This is a genomic window from Nesterenkonia sp. AY15 (genome assembly GCF_022565855.1).
GTDB lineage: Bacteria > Actinomycetota > Actinomycetes > Actinomycetales > Micrococcaceae > Nesterenkonia.
In genome coordinates this window covers 40,198-61,991 of record NZ_JAJOYV010000005.1, presented here as the reverse complement: position 1 = coordinate 61,991, position 21,794 = coordinate 40,198, and the positions used below count along the sequence as shown (strand labels likewise).

Below are 21,794 nucleotides of genomic sequence, written 5' to 3'. Positions count from 1 at the left end.
TTCTGATGAATGACAACCCCATCCCGGGTCGGATTCCCACCCCCTCCTCACCGGCGCCGGACATCCTGCGCTGCGCCTATATGGAGCTGATCGTCACCGATCTGCAGCGCTCCCGCGACTTCTACGTGGATGTCCTCGACCTCACGGTCACCGCCGAAGACGAGGACGCGATCTACCTGCGCTCCATGGAGGAGTTCATCCACCACAACCTGGTGCTGCGCCGCGGGGAGCAGGCCGCCGTGGCCGCCTTCTCCTACCGGGTGCGCGCACCGGAGGACCTGGACAAGGCGGAGGCGTTCTACCGCGAGCTCGGCTGCGAGGTCATTCGGCGCAAGGAGGGCTTCACCCGCGGCATCGGCGACTCGGTGCGGGTCCAGGACCCGCTGGGCTTCCCCTACGAGTTCTTCCACGATGTGCAGCACGTGGAGCGGCTGGCCTGGCGCTATGACCTCTACACCCCTGGCGCCCTGGTCCGGCTGGACCACTTCAACCAGGTCACACCGGACGTGCCCAAGGCCGTGGCCTATATGGAGGACCTCGGCTTCCGGGTCACCGAGGACATCCAGGATGAGCACGGCACCACCTACGCGGCCTGGATGCGGCGCAAGCCCACCGTCCATGACACCGCGATGACCGGCGGCGCGGGACCGCGGATGCACCACGTCGCGTTCGCCACCCATGAGAAGCACAACGTGCTCGCGATCTGCGACAAGCTCGGCGCGCTGCGGCTCTCCGACCACATCGAGCGCGGCCCCGGCCGGCATGGGGTCTCCAACGCCTTCTACCTCTACATCCGTGACCCCGACGGGCACCGGATCGAGATCTACACCCAGGACTACTACACCGGAGACCCGGACAACCCGGTGGTGACCTGGGACGTGCACGACAACCAGCGCCGCGACTGGTGGGGCAACCCGGTGGTCCCGTCCTGGTACACCGAGGCCTCCACCGTGCTGGACCTGCACGGACGCCCGGTGCCCTCGGTGGAGCGCACGGAGAGCTCCGAGATGGACGTGACCATCGGCGCCGACGGGTTCTCCTACACCCGCAAGGACGACGAGGATTCCATGCCCTCCTGGAAACAGGGCGAGTACAAGCTGGGCCACCAGCTCTGAGGCTGTCCAGAGACCTATGACCGGGAGACCTATGATCAGGAGCGCCATGATCCGGAGAGCACGATGCTGACACCAGAGCAGATCACCACCATCGCCGACGAGCTCGCCGAAGCCGAGGCGCAGCGCAGCATGATCCCGCGGCTCACGACCCGCCACCCCGAGATGACCATCGAGGACTCCTACGCGGTGCAGAACGAATGGCGACGCCGCGCCGTGGCGTCCGGACGCCGGCTGGTGGGCCGCAAGATCGGGCTCACCTCCAAGGTCATGCAGGTGGCCACCGGGATCACCGAACCCGACTACGGGGCGATCTTCGACGACATGGTCTTCGAGAACGGCTCGGTGATCGAGCACAGCCGCTTCTCCAACGTGCGCATCGAGGTGGAGCTCGCCTTCAAGCTCGGCAAGCCGCTGAAGGGCCCCGGAGTCACGATCTTCGACGTATTGGACGCCACCGACTACGTGGTGCCCGCGCTGGAGATCCTCTCCAGCCGGATCGAGATGCAGGGCCGCACGATCGTGGACACCATCAGCGACAATGCCGCGATGGGCGCCATGGTCTACGGCGGCAACCCGGTGGCCCCGGACGCGGTGGATCTGCGCTGGGTCTCCGCGCTGCTCTACCGCAACGAGACCATCGAGGAGTCCGGCGTGGCCGCCGCCGTGCTCAACCACCCCGCCATGGGCGTGGTCTGGCTGGCGAACAAGCTGGCCCAGCACGGCGACAGCCTGCAGGCCGGGGAGCTGATCCTCGCCGGCTCCTTCACCCGCCCGATGTGGGTGGAGCCCGGAGACACCGTCACCTGTGACTATGGAGAGCTGGGAACCCTGACATGCCGCTTCAACTGAACCCCACCCTGCGCGCGGACCTGGCCGCCGCCGACCGCCCGCTGATCGGCGGATGGGTCTGCTCCGGGTCCCCGGTGATGGCCGAGATCATGGCCGGCTCGGGGCTGGACGTGGTGCTCATCGACATGGAGCACGCACCCAACGGGCTTGAATCCGTGCTCGCCCAGCTGCATGCGCTCTCCGGGTACCCGGTGACCCCGCTGGTCCGGCTCTCCTCCGACGACCCCGTGACCATCAAGCAGGTGCTGGACCTCGGCGTGCAGAACCTGCTGATCCCGATGATCTCCACGCCCGAGCAGGCCCGCCAGGTCGCCGCCTCCACGCAGTACCCGCCCGCGGGGCGCCGCGGGATCGGCAACGCGCTGGCCCGCTCCGGACGCTGGAACCGGGTGCCGAACTACCTCGACGATGCCGCCTCGCATGTGAGCATCCACCTGCAGATCGAGACCGTCCAGGGTGTGGAGAACGCCGAGGCGATCGCCGCGGTGGAGGGCATCGACGGGATCTTCGCCGGTCCCAGCGACCTCTCCGCCTCGATGGGGCTGCTCGGTCAGCAGACCCACCCCCAGGTGGTCGACGCCGTGAAGGCCACCTTCACCGCCGCAGCCCGCGCCGGCAAGACCGCCGGCGTCAACGCCTTCGACCCGGCAGCCGCCCGTGACTACCTCGACGCCGGAGCGTCCTGGGTGCTCGTGGGCGCCGACGTCTCGCTCGTGGCGCGCGGCTCGGAGAAGCTCGCCGCGGACTTCATCCCACGCACCGCTCACTGAGGAGTCATCCATGCAGTTCCACCATCACGGCTACGTCTCCAAGAATCCTCGTGTCCAGGCGCCCGCCGGCGTCGGACTCGACCGCCCGCAGGAGCTCCCCGAGCACATGGACGTGCTCATCGTGGGCACCGGCCCGGCGGGGATGATCGCCGCCGCCCAGCTGGCCCAGTTCCCGCAGGTGCACACTCGGATCATCGAGAAGCGCGACGGCCGACTCGAGGTCGGTCAGGCCGACGGCATCCAGGCCCGCAGCGTGGAGACCTTCCAGGCGTTCGGCTTCGCCGACGAGATCTCCAACGAGGCGTACCACATCACCGAGATGGCCTTCTGGAAGCCCGACCCGGAGGCGCCCGAGAACATCGTGCGCACCGCCCGTCCCGCCGATGACCCGCACGGGATCAGCGAATTCCCGCACCTGATCGTCAACCAGGCCCGGGTGCTGGACTACTTCGCGGAATCTATGGAGAACTCTCCCTCCCGGATGACCCCGGACTTCGGCTGGGAGTTCCTCGGCCTCACCGTGCACGAGACCGGGGAGCACCCGGTGGAGGTCACCCTGCGCCGCGCCGCCGGCGATGAGGCGGGCCAGGAGCGCACCGTCTGGGCCAAATATGTGCTCGGCGCCGATGGGGCGCGCAGCGGGGTGCGCACCGCCATCGGCTGCACCATGGAGGGGGACCGGGCCAACCACGCCTGGGGCGTGATGGACGTCCTGGCCGTCACCGACTTCCCCGACATCCGACGCAAGTGCGCCGTCCAGTCACGCTCGGGCGGCAGCATCCTGCTGATCCCGCGCGAGGGCGGACACCTGTTCCGGATGTACGTGGACCTCGGTGAGGTCCAGCCCGGTGAGGGCGCACAGGTCCGCAGCACCACCATCGAGCAGATCATCGAGAACGCCAACCGGATCATGCACCCCTACACGGTGGACGTGAAGCACGTGGCCTGGCACAGCGTCTACGAGGTCGGGCACCGGGTCACGAACAAGTTCGACGACGTGCCCGCCGAGCTCACCGGTCAGCGCACCCCGCGGGTGTTCATCGCCGGGGACGCCTGCCACACGCACAGCGCGAAGGCCGGCCAGGGCATGAACGTGTCCATGCAGGACGGCTTCAACCTGGGCTGGAAGCTCGGGCAGGTGCTGGCCGGCCGCAGTCCGGCGGCGCTTCTGGACACCTACTCCGGCGAACGCCAGGTCATCGCGCAGAATCTCATCGACTTCGACAAGGAGTGGTCCACGCTGATGGCGCAGAAGCCCGAAGAGATGGAGGACCCGTCTGCGCTGGAGGACTTCTACGTCAAGACCATCGAATTCCCCGCTGGATTCATGACCGAGTACACCCCGTCGTTGGTCACCGGGGAGGCCACCCATCAGCAGCTCGCCACCGGATACCCGGTGGGCAAGCGGTTCAAGTCAGCGCTGGCCTCCCGGGTCTGTGACGGCAACCCGCTGCAGCTGGGACACCTGGCCACCGCCGACGGCCGCTGGAGGATCTACGTCTTCGCTGATGCCCCGGCCGCCGGAGAGCCCTCGGCGCTGGCCGACTGGGCCCACTGGCTTCACACCGACCCCGGCTCACCGGTGCTGCGCCACACCCCGCGAGGCGAGGACGAGGACACGCTCTTCGACATCAAGGTCATCTACCAGCAGCCACATGACCAGTTCGACGTCACCCACGCGCCGCGCGCGTTCCTGCCCACGGTGGGGCCCTTCGGACTCACCGCCCGGGATCGGATCTTCGGCACCCACCCCGAGCATGACATCTTCAGCGAGCGCGGGATCAGCCGGGACGGCTGCGTCGTCGTCGTGCGACCGGATCAGTACGTGGCGCATGTTCTGCCGCTGACCGACACCGCCGCGCTGGCAGAGTTCTTCGCCCCGATCTTCCTGGAGGCCACCCGATGAACCGTTCGAGGTGCTCATGGCCGCGTACTTCCGGATGCAGGAGCAGGCCGAGCGGCTGCGCGATCTGATCGTTGCCGGGAACGGAAAGTCCAAGACCGACGCCGCGGCCGCGCAAGCTGCCCTGCCGGAGGGCACGAATGCAGCGTTGCTCGCCCCGGCCCTGCTCACCGGGGTGCCTGTGGATGCGGAGATCCGCAGCGGGGAGAGCTTCGGACCGGTCGCGCCGGTGGTGGCCTGGACCGGTCTGGACGCGGTGATCGGGCGGGCGAACGCGGTCGAGGTCCGGCTCTCCGGGTACGTCTATGCCGGGAAGCTGCAGACCGCGACGAAGATCGCCGAGCGGCTCGAGGCCGGCATGGTCGGGCTCACCCGCGCAGCACCTTCTCCATCGCCCTGCCCCGGGCCATCTCGTCGATCAGCTTGTCCAGGTAGCGGATCTCGCGCATCAGCGGCTCCTCGATCTCCTCCACCCTGACTCCGCAGATCACCCCGGTGATCAGTGAGCGCGAGGGGTTCATGGCGGGCGCCCGGGCGAAGAACGTCTCGAAGTCGATCCCCTCGTCCAGGACCGCCCTCAGCTGCTGCGCGGAGTAGCCGGTGAGCCAGCAGATGATCGCGTCGACCTCAGCCTGGCTGCGTCCTTTGCGCTCCGCCTTGGTCACGTAGTGCGGATACACGGACGCGAAGCTCATCGTGTAGATGCGGTGCTTGGTCATCGGGGGCTCCTGGTCGGACGCGGACCTCTGCTCTGACATCTCGTCTCCACGGTCCCACGGGGTGCAGTGATGACTCAACGGATGGGGCTCCGCTCGGTGGGACCGCGGGCGTGCACCGTCGTCCCAGCGTTGCTCCGCGACCCCAGCCCGACTCCTCGGCTCCGGACCCCCGACCCGTCTCCTTCAGGTGTCGCATCTGCGTGCCATGTCGCATCGTTGTTTCCGTCCAAACCGTGGGACCTGGCATAGAGATGCGACAAACACGGGGGGATGTCCCGTCCCGCCAGCGTTCTGACGACGTCTTGCCGAAGGATGTGCCCCGATTCCGGCATTGGAACGCTGACGAGACGGTGGCAGGACCTATGGCCCTAGGCGGCGGCCCGATACACGCGCCAGAGTGGATCCTGGTGCGCGATATCGTGCCCAGAACCGCGTGAAGGGACTGAAGGACTTTGTCGATCCAGACCTCAGCACAGGCCGAGACTCATGTCAGCACATCCCTCCGGGAGGTCGTGGAGTCCGAACTCAGATGGATCTCGGAGCTGCGCGAGGGCAACGTCACGGCCTGGGTCGAGGATCGTCACGTCACCTTGTTCGGTCTGGTCGACTGGACCTATCAGTGTGAGGCTGCCGAGCGGGCAGTCCGGAACATCCCCGGAGTCGAATCAGTGGAGAACCAGATCGCCACTGCTGCCCGTACGCCGTTGCAGAATGCGGAGGAACGACTCAGGAACGCCGCGTTCCGGGACCCCCGGATCGACGCCGACCACGTCGTCGCCACCATCACCGGTCAGACGGCGGTTCTGACGGGGAAGGTCAAGTCTCTGGCCGAGAAGCGGCAGGCAGGTCTCGCAGCATGGATCTCCCCAGGGGTGATCGAGGTGGACAACCGCCTCGACGTCTGCCCACTATGACCTCAAGAAGGAGCAGAATATGAAGAAGAAGACCGTGATCAAGAAGCACCCCGTGAAGGATGCGAGGAAGTCCCCGAAGAAGCAGTGGAAGGACATGAGCCCGGGCAGGCGGGCCGGGACCATGGTGTTCAGCATCGTCCAGATCTCGCTGGCCGTGGCGGCCTGGGTCGACCTTGCCAGGCGGCCTGCGAATCAGGTCAACGGCAAGAAGGGCATCTGGGCCGCGATCATCGCAGTCAACTACGTCGGACCGATCAGCTACTTCCTCAAGGGTCGCCGGACCGACTGATGGCTGCGCTCTCGGCGCTCAGCCTGCCTCAGATCCTTCACCGAGTTCTCGCTCAGGATGGGGGCCGAACTGGAAGTGGCGGCCACTGATCTCGGTAGGGGTCACCCGCACGTAGTTGTCCTTCACAGAGGGCGCCCAGGGCCGCAGCTCCAGCCTCTCTGCCTCTTCGATCTCTTCAGTTCTCTGCAGCCACTGCGCCTGGCCGCGCACCGTCACCGACCATGCCGTGTCAACAGAGATGTGGTCCGCCTCGAACAGGACCGTCTCATTGATCGCGAGCTTCGCGAGCTTCGTGCCCGGGGCGGTGCGGAAGACCAACGTCCGGTCAGGCGCCGCGGCGTAGTTGATCGGGAAGATGTCTGCGCGTTGCCCGACGACGACGACCAGGCGCCCGAATCGGCCCCGTTCGAGCAGCCCCCAGATCTGATCTGGGTTCAGCGTGAGGATCGGTTCACCGTCTGCGTGTTCGAGAATCATGGGCGTGTCACTTTCAATGCTTGTGAGTGGGCACCACGAGAACGGGGCAGACCGCGCGATTGAGCACTGCCTGGCTGACGGAGCCGAGGAGCAGACCGGAGAACCCTCCGTGGCCGCGGGTTCCGAGGACCACCAGCTCCGCAGTCCTGGAAGCCTCGGAGAGCACGCCTGCGGGTGAGCCGTCGAAGAACTGCCAGCGCACGGGAACCTCTGGGAACTCCTCGGATACCCGGTCGGCTGATTTCTGCAGGTGCTCCGTGTAGGGGCGGCGCAGATTAGGAATCTCGAGATTGTGTTCGATGGTGTTGGGCCACCAGTGCCCCTGTGCGTTCAGGGGAGCGGCCGAGACCAGGGTCAGCGGGTTGTCCAGCAGTGCGGCCGCCTGCGCCGCCAGGTTCACGACCAGCTCAGGGTCGGTCTCGACGTCGATTCCCACCACGATCTCGGAATCGAAGTTGAGATCCGTTTCCACGTTGGCGAAATGGCGGCGCTCATGCGTTCGAGGGCTCGACTCTTCCATCTGAGCCAGCGGCTCGGTGGCGCCGGTCTGACCAGTGGGCAGGTCCTGGGCCGGGGCGAGGAGCTCTGTCGACGACTCGTTCTCCCACTTCTCGGGGACCACCAGGGTGGGGCAGTGCGCATGAGCGGCAAGCTTGGCCGATACGCTGCCGAGGAAGCGGCCGGCGAAGCGGTTGCGTCCGCGTTTGCCGACGACGACCACCTGCGCGGACTTGGACTCCGCGACCAGCTCGGAGCCCGGGTCGCCTTGTACGGCACGCACGGTGACCTTCACCCCGGACGCCTCCGCCTGTGTCGCGTACCCACGGAGCATCTCGTGCACCTCTTTGACCACGGCCTCGAAATATTCGTCCATCATCGGCACGTAGTAGGCGTCAGTCACCACGGGGCGGGCGAATGTGCCGACCAGGCGCAGCGGGAGGTTTCGTTGCTGAGCGATTCGCAGACCAGCTCGGAAGGCGCGCTGACCGGCGGCTGAGCCGTCCATGCCTACAAGAACACCGGGGTCGTGGTCAGTGCCACTCTCGTGAGAAGGATTCATGGCCCAACCATACGTCTCGTATTCCATCGATCTAGGGTCTTTGGCCTCTATCAATAATCTACTTTTCTGGTATGAAAACATCGTGTCATGAGTGTTTTCTCGGGGCGGAAGCGTCACATCAGGATGAACGGCAGCGCATCTGACGATCTCGGGCAGCCGGCGGGACCAATGGCCCTGCACCACTGGTGAGCCACGCTGGACAGTGGAATCAGCTTCGTGGCTTCGTGAGCGATCACCCTAAGGGCTCCGCCTGTGAAACACACATGCCGAGCTCCACCCGTGCGCGATCTTGAAGCCTCTTCTGACCACCGAGAACTTCCGGCGCCGCAGCTGACGTCGAACCAGGTAAGTCCCCGCTCAGAGAGGCCTCCATCATGAGCTCGCCAGGCAGGAATCTTCGTCTCGTCGCTGCAGCCCTGATGGCGGGTGGTGTGATGCTTCTCCCCACGGCGAGCGCCACGGCCTCCGCACCCTCAGAGTCCGCACCCTCAGAGTCCGTACCCTTGGAGGGATCCCTCGCCACATCTGAGATTGCGTCGACATCAGATGATGGGGAGGGCCCGCAGTTCTTCAGCGGCGTCTCCGTCGAGGTCTCGGAACAGGTCCAGGGCGATGTCTACGTCTCCGGGCAGAGCATCACCATCAGTGGCGACATCTCGGGTGACGTGATCGCGGCAGCTCAGACGATCGACATCACCGGCACAATCGATGGAAACGTTCGCCTGGCGGCCCAGGATGTGTCGATCAGTGGGGAGGTCGGGCGGAGCGGAACCGTCTTCGCCTCAGTCCTGAACCTCGCTGAAGATGGATCGATCGGAGACGATCTCGTCGCCGCGGCAAGATCGGCCACTATCGGAGGAGACCTCGGCCGAGACCTGGTGGCTGCCGTCGACGGTCTCACCATCGACGGGGCCGTCGGGGGAGACGTGACCTATTACAGCGACCGTGACGCGACCATAGCTGAGGGTGCGGTGGACGGCGACGTCGAACGCATCGCCCCGACACCAGCACCGGAGATGGAGCCGTCGCCGTGGGCGCTGTTCATCGGGTGGTTCCTCGGGCTGCTCTACGCGCTGGTTGCGCTGAGCCTGATCACTCTGCTGGCCGGACTGCTGCTTCCCGGCAGATTGACACGGGTCACCGATCAGCTGAGGCACGCTCCCTGGAAGGCGCTGCTCGTGGGGTTCGTCGCCTCGATCGTCGTTCCGGTGATGCTGGTCGCGCTGCTGATCACCATCATCGGCGCCCCGCTGGCTATTGCTGGTCTCCTGGTATGGCTGCTGCTGACGCTGGCCACGTTCGTCTACGGATCCCACTTCATCGGGCGACTGGTGTTCCGGGACTCCCAGCGACCTGTCGTCATGACCCTGGTCGGTGGGCTGATCCTGATCTTCGCTCTGCACGTTCCGTGGTTGAACATCGTGGTGTGGCTTGCGATGGTGCTCTTCGGCCTCGGCGCACAGCTTCTGGCCTTCTATGCTCAGCGGCCATGGCGGGTGCGTCCCGAGGTCATCGCGGAGCCACCCGGCAGAACAACCGCCAACCCACCCGTGGAACCACCGGGGGAGCCTCTCGGGGAACCGGCGGTCAGGTAGCGGAATGCAGGCCTGACCGGAAGCTTCGCCCGCCACTCTGGTTGTCAACGGGACCTGCGGCCCTGGGACGGCGAGTCCCATTCACGCACAGTGGGTCCAGCGATACACGACCAGAAGTGCCCATCAACTGGCATAGTCAGGACCATCGGCGCGCGCTGGCAACTGCGATGGATGCCGGGGGAACCGAGTGACCGTGCAGGACGAATCCAGGAGGATCACCATGAAAGCTCTCCAATACGTCGCCATCGGCCAACCGCCGCAGGTGCGCGAGGTCCCCACCCCGGAACCCGGCCCCGGTGAGGTCCGGCTGCGCATCACCGCCGCGGGCGCCTGCCGTTCGGACAGCTTCGTGATGGGACTCAGCGAGGAGCAGTACGCCGCCTTCGGCTACCCGCTGCCGATGACGCTGGGACACGAGGGCGTCGGGGTCGTGGACGCTCTGGGTGAGGGCGCCTCCGGCATCGAGGTCGGCGAGGCCGTCGCGGTCTACGGTCCGCAGGGCTGCGGGCGCTGCCTCAGCTGTGCCCAGGGCATCGAGAACTACTGCCCCCACGCCGCCGCCCTCGGCATCACGCCACCGGGACTGGGCAAGGACGGGGCGATGGCCGAGTACATGATCGTCACGGACCCGCGGCTGCTGATCCCGCTGGGAGATCTGGACCCGTCTGCCACGGTGGCCCTCACCGACGCCGGACTGACCCCCTACCACGCGATCCAGGGGTCACTGGATCTGCTGGTCCCCGGCAGCGTGGCCGTGGTGATCGGAGTTGGCGGCCTCGGCCACATCGCGGTGCAGCTGCTGCGCACCCTGACCTCTTCCACAGTGATCGCGCTGGACATCAGCCAGAGCAAGCTCGACTTCGCCCGCGAGGTCGGAGCTCATCACGCCTTCCTCTCCGACGACCAGGCCGCCGCACAGATCGCCGAAGCCGTGGGGCCGGGCCCGGTCACCGCGGTGTTCGACTTCGTCACCAACGGCCCCGTGATGAACATCGTGCGCTCGCTCAGCGGTCCGCGCACCGACCTGGTGCTGGCGGGAGCCGGATCCGTGGAGACCACGGTGGGACTGCTCGGCCAGCCCTTCGGGTCTCGCATCCGGGCGCCCTACTGGGGCTCACGGCCCGAGCTCATGGAGGTCTTCGAACTGGCGCGCACAGGTCAGCTCGCCGTCGAGACCGAGACCTTCAGCTTGGATCAGGGGCCCGAGGCCTACCGCAAGCTGCACGACGGCGAACTGCGCGGTCGCGCTGTAGTGGTTCCCTGATCTGGGGTCGAGGAATAGGATCGGAAACGAAGCGGGCGAAATCCGACCACGGGGGCGTCGCTCGCATCTGCTGATATCAGACCCCCGGGTGGAGGATTGTCATGGACAACGACGCTCACGCAGCACCACGACCTGTCGCATTTGATCCCGCCACACGTGATCTGGGGGTGCTGGTCGGCTTCGATGGTTCCAAGCAGTCCTTCCTCGCCCTGCACTACGGGGCCCTGGCGGCGCAGCGCAGCGGGCGGGTGCTCACCGTGGTCAGCGCGTTCCACGTTCCGGCCCGGATCTACACCACCCTGATTGCGGTGCCGGAGAAATCCGAGGCCGAGGTGGCCGTCGACGCAGCCAAGACCGTCCTCGCCGAGGCCAGGGAATACCTGAAGGACTACTCAGGCAAGGTGATCTACCGGACCGAACGCGGAGATGCCGCAGGGGTGCTGGTGGATCTCTCCGCCCTTGCGGAGCTCGCCGTCGTCGGCGCTCGGGGCCGGGGAGGGTTCCTGGGCAGGGTGCTGGGATCGGTGTCCTCGGCGCTGCCGGCCCACGCGCACTGCCCCACCGTGGTGGTGCCCCGGCAGTACAAGGTCAACGAGCCTGAGAGTCAGGCTGAGGGCGCTGGTCGGTTCATTGCGGGCAGGGATCGGCGTCCGGTGGTGGTCGGCATCGACGCGTCGGGTCAGAGTCGGGTCGCGATGCTCCAGGCCGCGCTGTCGGCACAGAACCGGGGGGTCACGCTGCATCTGCTGATGGCGCTGCCGTCTCTGGAGGCGTGGCTGGAGTGGTATCCGGAGCTTGATTCCCCTGATGAGAGCGTCACCGAACGGCGCAAGACGCAGCTGGAGAAGACCCTGGAGACCGAGCTCGCCCTGGTGAAGAGGCACTTTCCGGCCCTGGAGGTGACCGCGTCGGTGAAGCCGGGGGATCCGATCGCTCAGCTGGTGAAGCAGACCCGGGAGGCGCAGCTGACCGTGATCGGCACCCGGGGTCGCAGCGGATTCACCGGAGCGCTGATGGGGTCGGTCTCCCGCGGCGTGCTGCTGCGCGCGGAGGGCCCGGTGATGGTGGTCCCTGATCTGAAGGACGAGCGGCTGGAGGACCATCCCGAGCCCTCGCGATGACGTCGTCGCAGTGAGGCTTCCGCTGTGAGCCGCAGGATCATTCTGGTCCGCGCCGTGAACGTCGGCGGCACGGCCAGGCTTCCGATGGCCCAGTGGCGCGACCTGGCCGAGTCCCTCGGGGCCACCGAGGTGTCCAGCCATATCGCGTCGGGCAATCTGCTGTGCAACCCGCCCGGACCGGCTGAGAACTTCGACCGGGCGCTGGAAGCCGCTGTGCAGACACGCTTCGGCTTCTTCCGGGAGGTGATCAGCCGGTCCCGGGAAGAGGTTCTCGCCGCCCTGGAAGCCCATCCGTTCGAAGAGCTCGACCCGCGGTTCTCCTACATCAGCTTTCTGCAGTGCGCGCCGACAGCCGAGGCGGTACAGGCGGCCGCCCTGCTGGAGACCGGCGACGACCGCTGGCAGGTGATCGACCGCGAGATGCACCTGCGCTACGCCGACGGCGCGGGCTCGCCCCAGATGAAGGAGCCGACCATCTCCCGGGTGCTGGGAGTGACCGGGACCGCGAGAAACCTCAACACCGTGCGCAAGCTTCTCGACCTCTCCGATGTCTGACACGAACGCCAGCTGGCCGGATCATCTCCGAACTCGCGGAGCTCCTGGGCGCACCGGCATGCCACGGCGAGCCTGCGCGCAACGGTTCACGGGTGCGGCAGTCCAGGATCACGGCTGGCAGCGGTGGCGGTGCTGCAGCGGCGCCGTCGTCGGGCGCCGGGACTGGAGTCACAGAGGCGTCCGCGCTTACGCTCATGTCATGACAGTCCGCAGCGCGTTCGAGATCCTGACCACCGGCGATCTCGGCGCGGCGCACGCTGGCCGCAGGGGGCGTCAGCGTGCGCCGCGTCGAGATCGGCTTTGGGGTGAGCGGCTCAGTGTCGCTTGGCGCGGTGGGCGGCCTTCTCGTAGAGGTTCTCGACCACACGCTGGAAGTCACGCATGACCTCGGCCCGGCGGATCTTCAGCGAGGGCGTCAGGTGCCCCGAGTCGATGGTGAAGTCATCCTCGAGCACGGTGAAGCTGCGGATGGACTCGGCCTTCGAGACACTTGCATTGGTGGCATCGATGACCTGCTGCAGATGCTCCAGAACCTGGGGGTGCTCGGTGAGCTCGCTCATCGCGGTGTCGGGGTCGAGACCTTTGCTGCGCAGCCAGGCAGGTATGACATCGCCGTCGAGGGTGATCATCGCGCTGATGAAGGGCTTGCCGTCACCGACCACGACTGCCTGGGAGACGAGCAGGTCTGCCCGGATGGCATCTTCGAGCTGCGCGGGGGCGACGTTCTTGCCTCCGGCGGTCACCAGGATCTCCTTCTTGCGTCCGGTGATGATCAGCCGACCCGCCTCATCTAGACGACCCAGGTCACCGGTGTAGAACCAGCCATCGGCGGTGAAGGACTCGGCGTTGAGCTCGGGCCGGTTGCGGTACCCCCGGAAGACGCTGCTGCCCTTGACCAGCAGCTCGCCGTCGGACTCCACGCGCACGGCATTGCCTGGGAGCGGGATCCCGACGGTGCCGATCCGGTAGACCGAGGGGATGTTGCCGGTGACCGGGGCCGTGGTCTCGGTGAGTCCGTAGCCTTCGATGATCTGGATGCCCACGCCGTTGAAGAAGTGGCCCAGCCGTTCACCCAGCGGGGACCCGCCGGAGAAGGCGTGGGTGACGTTGCCGCCCATCCGGTTGCGCAGCTTCGAGTAGACCAGCTTGCTGAACACGGCGTGCTTGAGCCGGAGACTCAGCGGAACGCGGCCCTCGGCGGTGGCGCGCGACCAGTCCACCGCCGCGTCGGCCGCGGCCTTGAAGATGCGCTTCTTTCCATCGCCTTCGGCCTTCAGCGCGGCGGCGTTGTAGATCTTCTCGAAGACCCGCGGAACTCCGAGCAGGAAGGTCGGCCGGATCACGCCGAGATCTTCGATGAGCTGCTTGATGTCGGGGGTGTGCGCCACCCGTCCGCCGGCGGCGATGAAGATCACCGAGATGAACCGAGCGAAGACGTGGGCCATGGGCAGGAACAGCACCGTGGAGGAGTGTCTGCCGACGACGCCGTCCATGGCGGCAAGGGTCTGCAGGCTGTGGTCCACGAAGTTGCCGTGGGTCAGCTCGCAGCCCTTGGGTCGGCCGGTGGCTCCCGAGGTGTAGATGATGGTGGCGAGATCCTCACCGACGGCGGTGGCCCGGCGGCCCTCGAGGTCCTGGTCTGAAACAACAGCGCCGGCCTGCCGGAGCTCGTCCAGTGCGCTGGACTCGATGAGCAGCACCTCGGGGGTCTGCTGGAGTCCGGATCCCTTCAGACCCTCCAGGATGGTCTCCCGATGCCCTGGCGTCTCAGCGAAGACCAGGCTGAGTGCGGAATCCTCGGCGATCCAGGCGATCTGTGCGGCGGAGGAGGTCTCGTAGACCGGGACCGAGACGGCGCCGGCGTACCAGAGCGCGAAGTCCAGCAGGCTCCACTCATACCGGGTCGCAGACATGATCCCGACGCGATCGCCCAGCGTGACACCGCGCTGGATCAGGCCCTTGGCGAGAGCTGCGACGTCGGTGTGGAACGCGGCGGCGGTGACGTCCACCCACTCGCCGGCGGCGTCACGGCGCGTGAACAGGACGTTCTCAGGGTCCTCGGTCCGCTGCTGCTCCAGAAGATCGGTGATGTTCATATCGGCCGGCACATCGATGAGCGCCGATATCGCGGTTTCCTGCACGGAGTTCCTCCCGGTGTGGTGACGCGTTCTTCGGCGAGCGCTGCTGGTGATCCGGTGTTGACCACCGCCTTAGGAAGAATATCCTGCCCGCGATGAGGTGTGCTCAGAGGCGAAATCCGGCGACGCCGTGTGAAGCGCCCGAGGGACGGTTTCAGACCGACGGCAGGTCCACGTGGTTCATCGCGCCGTCCTGCAGGCGCAGCAGAATGCTGCGGGGTGCCCGGCCGGACGCATCCTGATAGCGGATGCTGAACGGCTCGCCTGCCACCAGGGTGATCGGAAGATCCAGCGGGTCCCGCTTCAGAGACTCGGCCAGGCTGTCACCCTCATTGAGGATGGCCACGACCTTCGCGTCCAAGCTGCTGGTCAGGGTGATGACTCCGGGCTGATGTGACGCGGTGATCCGTGCGTCCTTGCCGGCGTGTCCCCGAGCGATGGCCACCACAACGGCAGCCACCGCCAATATCGCGATCGCGCCGGCGGCGAGCCAGTTCGCGGAGAGAAAGTCCATGCCCCAACCCTACTCACCGTGCTGGGCTCCGATGGCAACCGGGCCTGATGGCAGCCGGGGTGATGGCAGCCGGGGCGACGAAGCCGATCACGGCAAGCCAGGCGCGGGAAGGAGATCTCTGGCTGCGTTGAGCGCGGAGTCGTTTCGGTGCCCTGGTCTCCCACGCTTCGACCAGGAGCTCGGAGAGCTCATCGGCCTCCTCCTGCTGAGCCTCGCAGATGAGATCGCATGAACCCTCAAGGCTGATCTGCGGGGACGACTCCGGGCGGAGTGCTGCAAAAAACTTGCAGCGAAGCGTGAACGAAACCGGGTCGAGCGGCGTAACCCCTAGAAACACTCCCATCCAGCGACCGAGGGGACGCCAGGACATGAGCAGTCGAGCTGAACTCGAGGACCAGGCCCATTTCGCCCTGATGGACGTCAACAGGCACTGGTTGGAAGCACTCACCGCGGAGCAGGCAGGGGATCTGATCAGATCCCACTCCGCATTCGATGACATGATCACTGCGGCGCGCGCAGGGAAAGCCGCACTCGAAGCCGTGGAGAGCATGGTCGAGGAGCGCCGAAGCAAGGAACACGCAGCATAGGATCTGGCACCGGTGGGCAGTGGCGCGCTGTTCACCGCATAGAGACTTTTCCATCCGCGTACGCGTGCCGCGTGGACTTCACCGTACCCAAGCTCCACCGAGGCGCATGCTGACCCAGGAGCGCCAGGGTCTCGGCCCTCGGTCCGCCTTCGCGCGCGCAACGAAGAACGGCCCTGGTCGGATGACCAGGACCGTTCCATGGGGTGAGCGACGGGGCTTGAACCCGCGACCCTCGCGACCACAACGCGATGCTCTACCAGCTGAGCTACGCCCACCATGTGGAGCCGAAGCCGGCTCCCGCACTCGCTGCTCATCAGTCTTGAACGCCTGAAAGCAACGCATATCAGTCTACACAGACTCCGGCCGAATCCGGAAATCGGCTCAACTCTGCTTGAAGACCGTCCGGCGGTAGTGCCGCAGCTCTTCGATGGAGTCCTGGATATCTCCGAGCGCCCGGTGGTTGCCGGTCTTCGCCGGCGCGGACTCCTTCGCCTGCGGGTACCAGCGGGAGGAGAGCTCCTTGATGGTGGAGACATCGATGAGTCGGTAGTGCAGGTGCTTCATCAAGTCCGGCATGGCCACACGCAGGAAGGCCTTGTCCGCGTGGATCGAGTTCCCGGCCAGGGGCGCCACACCCGCCTCAGGGATCCAGGCCTTCACATAGTCCAGGACCCGCTCCTCGGCGACCTGGACCGAGACGCCGTTCTTGAGGTCCTCGAGCAGGCCCGAGGCGGTGTGCATCCTCTGCACGATCGGGGCCATCGTCTCCAGCCGCTCGGCCGGGTCCGGGCTGATGACCACCTGGACCCCTTCACCGAGGATGTTCAGCTCGGCGTCGGTGACCAGCGCCGCGATCTCCACCAGGACATCGTGATCGGGATTCAGTCCAGTCATCTCACAGTCGATCCACACCATCCGGCCCGCCCAGGAGCCACCCGGGCTCACCGGCACAGACGTGATGGATGAGGCGTTGGTCTCAGTCTCTTCGGAATTCACGGTTCTCACTCTACCGACAGCCCGCCAGGCGCCGGGGTGACAGCGACTGTGGGTGATAAATTCAAGGGCGATGAGCGCTGAGGCTGGAGCCACCGAGAACAGCCCTGCACCGCGCGGTGCCGAGGGCGCCGTCGGGCTCGGCAACCCCGATCAGCGCCCCCAGACAGACCCCGATCCGCGCCCGCCGCGCAAGCGGGACATCTGGCTGCACATCCTGCGGTCCTCCACCCGCCCCAAGAGCGTCTGGTCCCCGATGGTCGAAGGCCTGCTCGGGTCGATGCTGGTCCTCCTGGGCTCCTTCGGCGTCGGATGGCTGGTCAGCGTCTCCCCGCTGTCCCGGCAGCCGTGGATCATCACGTACCGCACCGAGACGGTCGGCGTGGTCGTCGCCACGATCGCGCTGACCCTGGGCTGCTGGGTCATGCTGCGCGCCTGGCTGCGGCTGGGTCGGGTGCTGGAGAACCCCGATCAGAGCCAACAGTGGCCCACTCGCTCGCTGCGCACGGTCAACGCCGCCGTCGTGCTCTGGTCGCTGCCCCAGCTGGTCGCGCTCCCGATCTTCTCCCGCGACGTCTTCGCCTACCTGAATCAGGGCAGGCTGGTCCTGGCCGGTCAGGACCCCTACACCACGGGCGTCTCCACCCTGGACAACTGGTTCCAGCTGGGCACCGACATCCTCTGGGCCGAATCCGAGACGCCTTACGGTCCGCTGTTCCTCTGGCTCGAGGCCGCGGTGATGAACATCGCCGGAGAAAGTCCCGACCTTGCGCTGTTCCTCTTCCGGCTCGCCTGCGTGGGCGGGGTGGTCATGATGATGATATTCGTGCCCAAGCTCGCCCGGATCCACGGGATCGACCCTGCCCGGGCGCAGTGGATCACGCTGGCGAACCCGCTGCTGATCATCAGCTTCATCTCCAGCGCCCACAACGACGCGATCATGGTCGGCTTCGCCCTGGCGGGCATCTACGCCGCGGCCCACAGCAGGGGAGTCCTCGCCACGCTGCTGGTGGTCGTCTCGATCGGGATCAAGCCGATCACCATCGTGCTGCTGCCTTTCATCGGGCTGCTCTGGGCCGGACCGGGGGCCTCCTGGTCGCGGAAGTTCACCTACTGGTTCCTCACCGCTGGCATCGCCGCCGCCGTGATGATCACCATCGGCCTCATCCAGGGCTACGGCTTCGGCTGGCTCGCCGTCCTGGCCGGCACCGGCACCGGAAGCGTCTTCTGGTCCCCGATCGGGATCGCCGACGGCTGGCTCGGCACGTTGCTGCGCTCCTTCGGACTCGACAGCAGCTGGACCCTGGAGGTGTTCAAGGTCGCAGGCCGGCTCCTCTCGGTGGCCGTGGTGCTGTGGCTGATGTTCCGCGGCAGTGAGAAGTTCGTCGTCCAGCGGATGGTCTGGGCGTTCACCGCCCTGGTGGTGCTCTCACCGATCATCCAGCCCTGGTACCTGCTGTGGCTGCTGCCGCTGTTCGCGATCACCGGGATCCGCAAAGACTGGCAGTTCAAGTGGGTGGTGTTCACCATCGCCTTCTTCCTGACCTTCGGCGCCTCGGACCAGCTGTCCATCTACCAGTTCCTGCAGCTGGACGCTCAGATGCTCGCTCTCTCCGTCACGGTGTCCTGGATCTGCATCGTCTGGCTGGCCCTGCTGGACCGGCAGACCCGCTGGGTGGTCTGGGAGGGCTGGGGCCTGCCCGCGGTCCGCTGGGAATGGCCCCGACTGCGCGGCCGCCGATCCTCCCAGACCGACGACGGCGCACGGGCCAGCCCCGCCGCCCACGACGCCGCCGCACCGGCCGCCGAGCCCGGGGGAGAGGAGACCGCTCCAGGTGCGCGCTAACCTCGTCTCCCGCAATGCGCTGCGCGCGCGCTCTTTCCTCGGCCAGTGGCCGCCGACCGCCTGGTTCATCGGCGGCGAAGAGGCCGCCGCCTCGCACACCGCCCGTCAGGGACTGCTCGCCTCGATCATGATCATGTTCGGCTCCTGGGGCGTGGGCTGGCTGGCGATGACCCCGCAGTCGCTGCTCGCGCTGAACCCGGTGCTGCTGCCGCTGCGCACGACGACGGCGGGCGTGGTCACCTGCACGGTGCTGCTGGTCTTCGGCGCGCTGCTGCTCGTGCGGTCCTGGCTGCGCCTGTCCCAGCGGGTGGGGTCCTGGTCGGCGCGGGCGACCCCGGTGATGCGCCGGACCCTGTTCATGTGGGCCACCCCGCTGATGTTCACGCTGCCGATCTTCTCCCGCGACGTCTACTCCTACCTGGCCCAGGGCCGGGTGCTGCACGCCGGACTGAACCCCTATGAGCACGGCGTCTCCGAGCTCCCCGGATGGTTCATGGAGGGCGCGGACGGGCTCTGGGCGGAATCCCCGTCCCCCTACGGACCGCTGTTCCTGGTGCTGGCGCAGGTCGTCTGGTTCGTCTCCGGCGGCGTCCCAGAGATCGCGATCCTGCTCTTCCGCGGCCTGTCCCTGATCGGGATGGCACTGATGCTCTACTGCATCCCCCGGCTGGCCAAGGCCTTCGGCTCGGAGCCTTCCTGGGCGCTGTGGCTGTGCCTGCTGAACCCGATGACCCTGCTGGTGTTCCTCCCGGCGGCCCACAATGACGCGCTGATGATCGGGCTGATGCTCGCCGGCACGCTCGCGGGGCTGCGCCGGAGACGGATGCTGTGCCTCGTGTTGGTGGTCGCGGCGATCGCGGTGAAGCCCATCGCGATGGTGGTGCTGCCCTTCATCCTCCTGCTGCCGCTGCGCAGCACCGCCGCGCTGCGGCACCGTCTCCGAGAATGGGCCATCGGGGGCACCGCCGCCGCCGTGCTCCTGGTCGCCGGTGGCGCGGCGCTCGGGATCGGCCTGGGCTGGATCGCAGCCGCCCTGGGTGCTGGCGCCGCGGTGCTGCAGGCCGCCCCGGTGGGACTGCTCGGGATCGGCCTCGGTGCCGCGCTGCAAGCGCTGACCGGGGTGGACGCCGCCGTGGTGACCGAGATCGTCTACACCCTGGCGCGCGCCGCGGCCGGCGCGATGCTGGCGTGGATGCTGCTGCGCCGCAACGTCGGCAACCCGGTCCTCTGGGCCGGCTACGGGCTCACCCTGGTGGTGCTGACCTCCTCGATCATCCAGCCCTGGTACCTGCTCTGGCTGCTGCCGTTCTACGCGGTGGTCCACGTCTACCGCGGACGAGTCCTGGTGCTGGTGACCACGGTCTTCACGGTGATGGTGCTCCTGTCGATGGTCGGTCAGCTCTCGGTGGCGCAGTGGATCGATGCGGCCGCGATCTACACCATCGCCATCGCCGTGGTCACCCTGTACCTGATCTATGTGGTCTTCCTGGACCCCAACACCACCGAGTTCTTCGACATGCGGCGGCGCTCCCAGCGCTGGAATGCACAGCACGGGTGGGAGCGGCTGAGAGGATTGACCCCGCCGCGCACCTCCTGGGCGGCCGAGGACATCTACGAGAAGGACACGACGTGAAGCTCCCCGGCTCCCGACTGCTCTGGCTGCTGCTGGCCGCCACCACCCTGGGCGCCGCGCTCTCCGTGGCGGCCGTGCAGTGGTGCCGGATCAACGGCTGGACCGACCCCGATCAGCACATCCACATGTGCTACTCCGACTTCTCCCTGCTGTTCAGCCAGCGCGGGCTCGCCGAGGGACTCTTCCCCTTCGTCGATGACGTCCCGGCCGATCAGGTCATGGAGTACCCGGTGCTGCTGGTCATGGTCGCCGGGGTGCTCGCGCTTCTGGTCCCCGGAGAGGGCATCACCGACGAGCGGATCCTGGCGTTCTACGACCTCAACCACTTCGCGGTGATCCTCTGCTGGCTCGGCGTCGTACTGGCCACCGCGTACTCCACCGCAGGTCACCGACGCCAGGACGCGCTGATGGTGGCCCTGGCCCCGGGGATCATCCTCTCGCTGTCGATCAACTGGGACATGTGGGCGGTCTTCCTGGGCGCCCTGGCGCTGCTGCTCTGGGGCCGCTCGCATCCGGTCTGGGCCGGGGTGCTCATCGGTCTGGGCGCTGCGATGAAGCTCTATCCGCTGTTCTTCCTGGGCGCGATCCTGGTGCTGTGTCTGCGCAGCGGGCGGCTGCGCTCCTTCGCGGCGACGACGATCGCCGCAGTGCTGACCTGGCTCGCGGTGAACCTGCCCTTCATGCTCCTGCAGTTCGAACAGTGGTCCACCTTCTACCGCTTCTCCTCCGAGCGCGACGTCAGCTTCTCCTCGGTCTGGCTGTTCTTCAGCTGGCTGCCGCTGGACGGTGCCGGGTTCTCGCTGCTCTCCAACGGGCTCTTCCTGCTGTGCTGCCTCGGCGTGGCCTACCTGGGCTGGGCGGCTCCCACCCGGCCGCGGATGGCGCAGCTGTGCTTCCTGATCGTGGCCAGCTTCCTGCTGCTGGGCAAGGTGTACTCCCCGCAGTTCGTGATGTGGCTGATCCCGCTGCTGGTGCTGGCGCGCCCGAAGGTCCGCGGATACCTCGTCTGGCAGGCCGCGGAGGTCTACCACTGGGTCTCGGTGTGGATGATGAGCGCGAAGATCACCTCCGGCGGGGAGTTCGCCGGCGGAACCGAGCTCATCGACTGGGCCTACCACATCGGGATCCTGGCCCACATGGCCACCCTGATCTACCTGATGGTCCAGGTGGTCCGCGAGATCCTGGACCCCGAGAAGGACATCGTCCGCTCCCAGCCGAGGGATCGGGACCGGGCGGCCGCGAGAGCAGCAGCGACCGACGACGACGCGCGCAGCTCCCACCAGCGCACCTCCGCACCGCGCCATCCAGATCCGGATGGCACGGTGCTGGGGGAGACAGACCCGCTGGCCGGTGTCACCCGCGGGCGACCCGATGCGTTCGGGCTGCCCGGACTCGGCCGGACGACCTCCTTGAAGCTGCGCTGGTGACCCGCCGGCTGCTGCCGCGGGCCGC

Annotated in this window: 21 protein-coding genes and 1 tRNA gene; 15 read left to right on the top strand and 7 right to left on the bottom strand. The window is 67.0% G+C overall.

Translation table 11 applies throughout. The features are described from left to right. The first annotated feature begins 5 nt into the window (after nucleotides 1-5). From hpaD to LSI54_RS13280, 5 genes are all read left to right on the top strand, one after another. Complete coding sequence (gene hpaD, locus LSI54_RS08905; protein ID WP_241464695.1) at nucleotides 6-1,115, top strand: 3,4-dihydroxyphenylacetate 2,3-dioxygenase; 1,110 nt, start codon at nucleotides 6-8, stop codon at nucleotides 1,113-1,115. Between the two features lie 63 nt (nucleotides 1,116-1,178). Further along, complete coding sequence (gene hpaH / locus LSI54_RS08900; RefSeq protein WP_241478176.1) at nucleotides 1,179-1,964, top strand: 2-oxo-hept-4-ene-1,7-dioate hydratase; 786 nt, start codon at nucleotides 1,179-1,181, stop codon at nucleotides 1,962-1,964. After that, on the top strand, nucleotides 1,949-2,734 hold the full coding sequence (locus LSI54_RS08895) for an HpcH/HpaI aldolase family protein (RefSeq protein WP_241476156.1): 786 nt from the start codon (nucleotides 1,949-1,951) through the stop codon (nucleotides 2,732-2,734). Before hpaH ends, LSI54_RS08895 begins: the two co-directional genes overlap by 16 nt. 10 nt (nucleotides 2,735-2,744) lie before the next feature. Next, the gene (locus LSI54_RS08890) at nucleotides 2,745-4,640 is read left to right on the top strand and encodes an FAD-binding monooxygenase (protein WP_241478175.1); all 1,896 of its coding nucleotides are present in this window, start codon (nucleotides 2,745-2,747) and stop codon (nucleotides 4,638-4,640) included. Nucleotides 4,641-4,656: 16 nt separating this feature from the next. Next, nucleotides 4,657-5,115 (top strand): aldehyde dehydrogenase family protein, encoded by a 459-nt coding sequence (locus LSI54_RS13280; protein ID WP_446740424.1) that lies wholly within the window; start codon nucleotides 4,657-4,659, stop codon nucleotides 5,113-5,115. On the opposite strand, the gene LSI54_RS08885 is transcribed toward LSI54_RS13280, so the two are convergent. After that, the gene (locus tag LSI54_RS08885) at nucleotides 5,006-5,356 is read right to left on the bottom strand and encodes a DUF2200 domain-containing protein (protein ID WP_241465085.1); all 351 of its coding nucleotides are present in this window, start codon (nucleotides 5,354-5,356) and stop codon (nucleotides 5,006-5,008) included. The genes LSI54_RS13280 and LSI54_RS08885 overlap by 110 nt on opposite strands. 452 nt (nucleotides 5,357-5,808) lie before the next feature. Here LSI54_RS08885 and LSI54_RS08880 point away from each other — a divergent pair, with 452 nt between their 5' ends. Then, nucleotides 5,809-6,270 carry a BON domain-containing protein gene (locus LSI54_RS08880; protein WP_255727082.1) on the top strand — a complete coding sequence of 154 codons (462 nt, stop codon included), beginning with the start codon at nucleotides 5,809-5,811 and terminating at the stop codon, nucleotides 6,268-6,270. A gap of 19 nt (nucleotides 6,271-6,289) precedes the next feature. Further along, the gene (locus tag LSI54_RS08875) at nucleotides 6,290-6,559 is read left to right on the top strand and encodes a PLD nuclease N-terminal domain-containing protein (RefSeq protein WP_241464700.1); all 270 of its coding nucleotides are present in this window, start codon (nucleotides 6,290-6,292) and stop codon (nucleotides 6,557-6,559) included. Between the two features lie 18 nt (nucleotides 6,560-6,577). On the opposite strand, the gene LSI54_RS08870 is transcribed toward LSI54_RS08875, so the two are convergent. Beyond that, nucleotides 6,578-7,036, bottom strand: coding sequence for a pyridoxamine 5'-phosphate oxidase family protein (locus LSI54_RS08870; RefSeq protein ID WP_241464701.1), 459 nt, complete (start codon nucleotides 7,034-7,036; stop codon nucleotides 6,578-6,580). 13 nt (nucleotides 7,037-7,049) lie between these two features. Continuing rightward, nucleotides 7,050-8,096, bottom strand: a complete 1,047-nt coding sequence (locus LSI54_RS08865; RefSeq protein ID WP_241464702.1) for a universal stress protein — start codon at nucleotides 8,094-8,096, stop codon at nucleotides 7,050-7,052. Between the two features lie 503 nt (nucleotides 8,097-8,599). On the opposite strand from LSI54_RS08865, the gene LSI54_RS08860 reads away from it, so the two are divergent. The 4 genes from LSI54_RS08860 (at nucleotide 8,600) to LSI54_RS08845 (ending at nucleotide 12,631) form a co-directional block, all read left to right on the top strand. Further along, complete coding sequence (locus LSI54_RS08860; RefSeq protein ID WP_241469438.1) at nucleotides 8,600-9,691, top strand: polymer-forming cytoskeletal protein; 1,092 nt, start codon at nucleotides 8,600-8,602, stop codon at nucleotides 9,689-9,691. Nucleotides 9,692-9,911: 220 nt separating this feature from the next. Further along, a complete protein-coding gene (locus LSI54_RS08855) occupies nucleotides 9,912-10,955 on the top strand; it encodes an NAD(P)-dependent alcohol dehydrogenase (RefSeq protein WP_241464704.1) in 1,044 nt (347 codons plus the stop codon). Between the two features lie 101 nt (nucleotides 10,956-11,056). Then, complete coding sequence (locus LSI54_RS08850; protein WP_241464705.1) at nucleotides 11,057-12,076, top strand: universal stress protein; 1,020 nt, start codon at nucleotides 11,057-11,059, stop codon at nucleotides 12,074-12,076. A 24-nt stretch (nucleotides 12,077-12,100) separates the two neighbouring features. Further along, nucleotides 12,101-12,631 carry a DUF1697 domain-containing protein gene (locus tag LSI54_RS08845; protein ID WP_241469436.1) on the top strand — a complete coding sequence of 177 codons (531 nt, stop codon included), beginning with the start codon at nucleotides 12,101-12,103 and terminating at the stop codon, nucleotides 12,629-12,631. A 314-nt stretch (nucleotides 12,632-12,945) separates the two neighbouring features. On the opposite strand, the gene LSI54_RS08840 is transcribed toward LSI54_RS08845, so the two are convergent. Then, nucleotides 12,946-14,772: an AMP-dependent synthetase/ligase gene (locus LSI54_RS08840; RefSeq protein ID WP_241476153.1), complete on the bottom strand. Its 1,827-nt coding sequence runs from the start codon at nucleotides 14,770-14,772 to the stop codon at nucleotides 12,946-12,948. A gap of 151 nt (nucleotides 14,773-14,923) precedes the next feature. Continuing rightward, on the bottom strand, nucleotides 14,924-15,283 hold the full coding sequence (locus LSI54_RS08835) for a hypothetical protein (RefSeq protein ID WP_241464708.1): 360 nt from the start codon (nucleotides 15,281-15,283) through the stop codon (nucleotides 14,924-14,926). A 368-nt stretch (nucleotides 15,284-15,651) separates the two neighbouring features. On the opposite strand from LSI54_RS08835, the gene LSI54_RS08830 reads away from it, so the two are divergent. Beyond that, nucleotides 15,652-15,870, top strand: a complete 219-nt coding sequence (locus tag LSI54_RS08830) for a hypothetical protein (protein WP_241469433.1) — start codon at nucleotides 15,652-15,654, stop codon at nucleotides 15,868-15,870. Nucleotides 15,871-16,069: 199 nt separating this feature from the next. Here LSI54_RS08830 and LSI54_RS08825 read toward each other — a convergent pair. After that, nucleotides 16,070-16,145, bottom strand: a tRNA-His gene (locus LSI54_RS08825). Nucleotides 16,146-16,251: 106 nt separating this feature from the next. Continuing rightward, nucleotides 16,252-16,866 (bottom strand): oligoribonuclease, encoded by a 615-nt coding sequence (gene orn, locus LSI54_RS08820; RefSeq protein ID WP_342357735.1) that lies wholly within the window; start codon nucleotides 16,864-16,866, stop codon nucleotides 16,252-16,254. Nucleotides 16,867-16,936: 70 nt separating this feature from the next. Here orn and mptB (LSI54_RS08815) point away from each other — a divergent pair, with 70 nt between their 5' ends. From mptB (LSI54_RS08815) to LSI54_RS08805, 3 genes are read left to right on the top strand one after another with little or no spacing between them, the layout of a single operon-like run. Continuing rightward, nucleotides 16,937-18,709, top strand: coding sequence for a polyprenol phosphomannose-dependent alpha 1,6 mannosyltransferase MptB (gene mptB / locus LSI54_RS08815; RefSeq protein ID WP_241478174.1), 1,773 nt, complete (start codon nucleotides 16,937-16,939; stop codon nucleotides 18,707-18,709). Continuing rightward, nucleotides 18,699-20,342 carry a polyprenol phosphomannose-dependent alpha 1,6 mannosyltransferase MptB gene (gene mptB, locus LSI54_RS08810; RefSeq protein ID WP_241478173.1) on the top strand — a complete coding sequence of 548 codons (1,644 nt, stop codon included), beginning with the start codon at nucleotides 18,699-18,701 and terminating at the stop codon, nucleotides 20,340-20,342. Before mptB (LSI54_RS08815) ends, mptB (LSI54_RS08810) begins: the two co-directional genes overlap by 11 nt. Next, complete coding sequence (locus tag LSI54_RS08805) at nucleotides 20,339-21,769, top strand: glycosyltransferase family 87 protein (protein ID WP_241478172.1); 1,431 nt, start codon at nucleotides 20,339-20,341, stop codon at nucleotides 21,767-21,769. The genes mptB (LSI54_RS08810) and LSI54_RS08805 overlap by 4 nt, the downstream gene beginning before the upstream one ends. The last annotated feature ends 25 nt before the right edge of the window (nucleotides 21,770-21,794 follow it).

What these genes read in the sequence shown, in the direction of transcription:
- hpaD (WP_241464695.1), top strand. Translation starts at nt 6, where the DNA reads ATGAATGACAACCCCATCCCGGGTCGGATTCCCACCCCCTCCTCACCG.
- LSI54_RS08855 (WP_241464704.1), top strand. Translation starts at nt 9,912, where the DNA reads ATGAAAGCTCTCCAATACGTCGCCATCGGCCAACCGCCGCAGGTGCGC.
- LSI54_RS08830 (WP_241469433.1), top strand. Translation starts at nt 15,652, where the DNA reads ATGAGCAGTCGAGCTGAACTCGAGGACCAGGCCCATTTCGCCCTGATG.
- LSI54_RS08885 (WP_241465085.1), bottom strand. Translation starts at nt 5,356, where the DNA reads ATGACCAAGCACCGCATCTACACGATGAGCTTCGCGTCCGTGTATCCG.
- LSI54_RS08850 (WP_241464705.1), top strand. Translation starts at nt 11,057, where the DNA reads ATGGACAACGACGCTCACGCAGCACCACGACCTGTCGCATTTGATCCC.
- LSI54_RS08895 (WP_241476156.1), top strand. Translation starts at nt 1,949, where the DNA reads ATGCCGCTTCAACTGAACCCCACCCTGCGCGCGGACCTGGCCGCCGCC.
- LSI54_RS08870 (WP_241464701.1), bottom strand. Translation starts at nt 7,036, where the DNA reads ATGATTCTCGAACACGCAGACGGTGAACCGATCCTCACGCTGAACCCA.
- hpaH (WP_241478176.1), top strand. Translation starts at nt 1,179, where the DNA reads ATGCTGACACCAGAGCAGATCACCACCATCGCCGACGAGCTCGCCGAA.
- LSI54_RS08835 (WP_241464708.1), bottom strand. Translation starts at nt 15,283, where the DNA reads ATGGACTTTCTCTCCGCGAACTGGCTCGCCGCCGGCGCGATCGCGATA.
- mptB (WP_241478174.1), top strand. Translation starts at nt 16,937, where the DNA reads ATGAGCGCTGAGGCTGGAGCCACCGAGAACAGCCCTGCACCGCGCGGT.
- LSI54_RS08875 (WP_241464700.1), top strand. Translation starts at nt 6,290, where the DNA reads ATGAAGAAGAAGACCGTGATCAAGAAGCACCCCGTGAAGGATGCGAGG.
- LSI54_RS08865 (WP_241464702.1), bottom strand. Translation starts at nt 8,096, where the DNA reads ATGAATCCTTCTCACGAGAGTGGCACTGACCACGACCCCGGTGTTCTT.
- LSI54_RS13280 (WP_446740424.1), top strand. Translation starts at nt 4,657, where the DNA reads ATGGCCGCGTACTTCCGGATGCAGGAGCAGGCCGAGCGGCTGCGCGAT.
- LSI54_RS08890 (WP_241478175.1), top strand. Translation starts at nt 2,745, where the DNA reads ATGCAGTTCCACCATCACGGCTACGTCTCCAAGAATCCTCGTGTCCAG.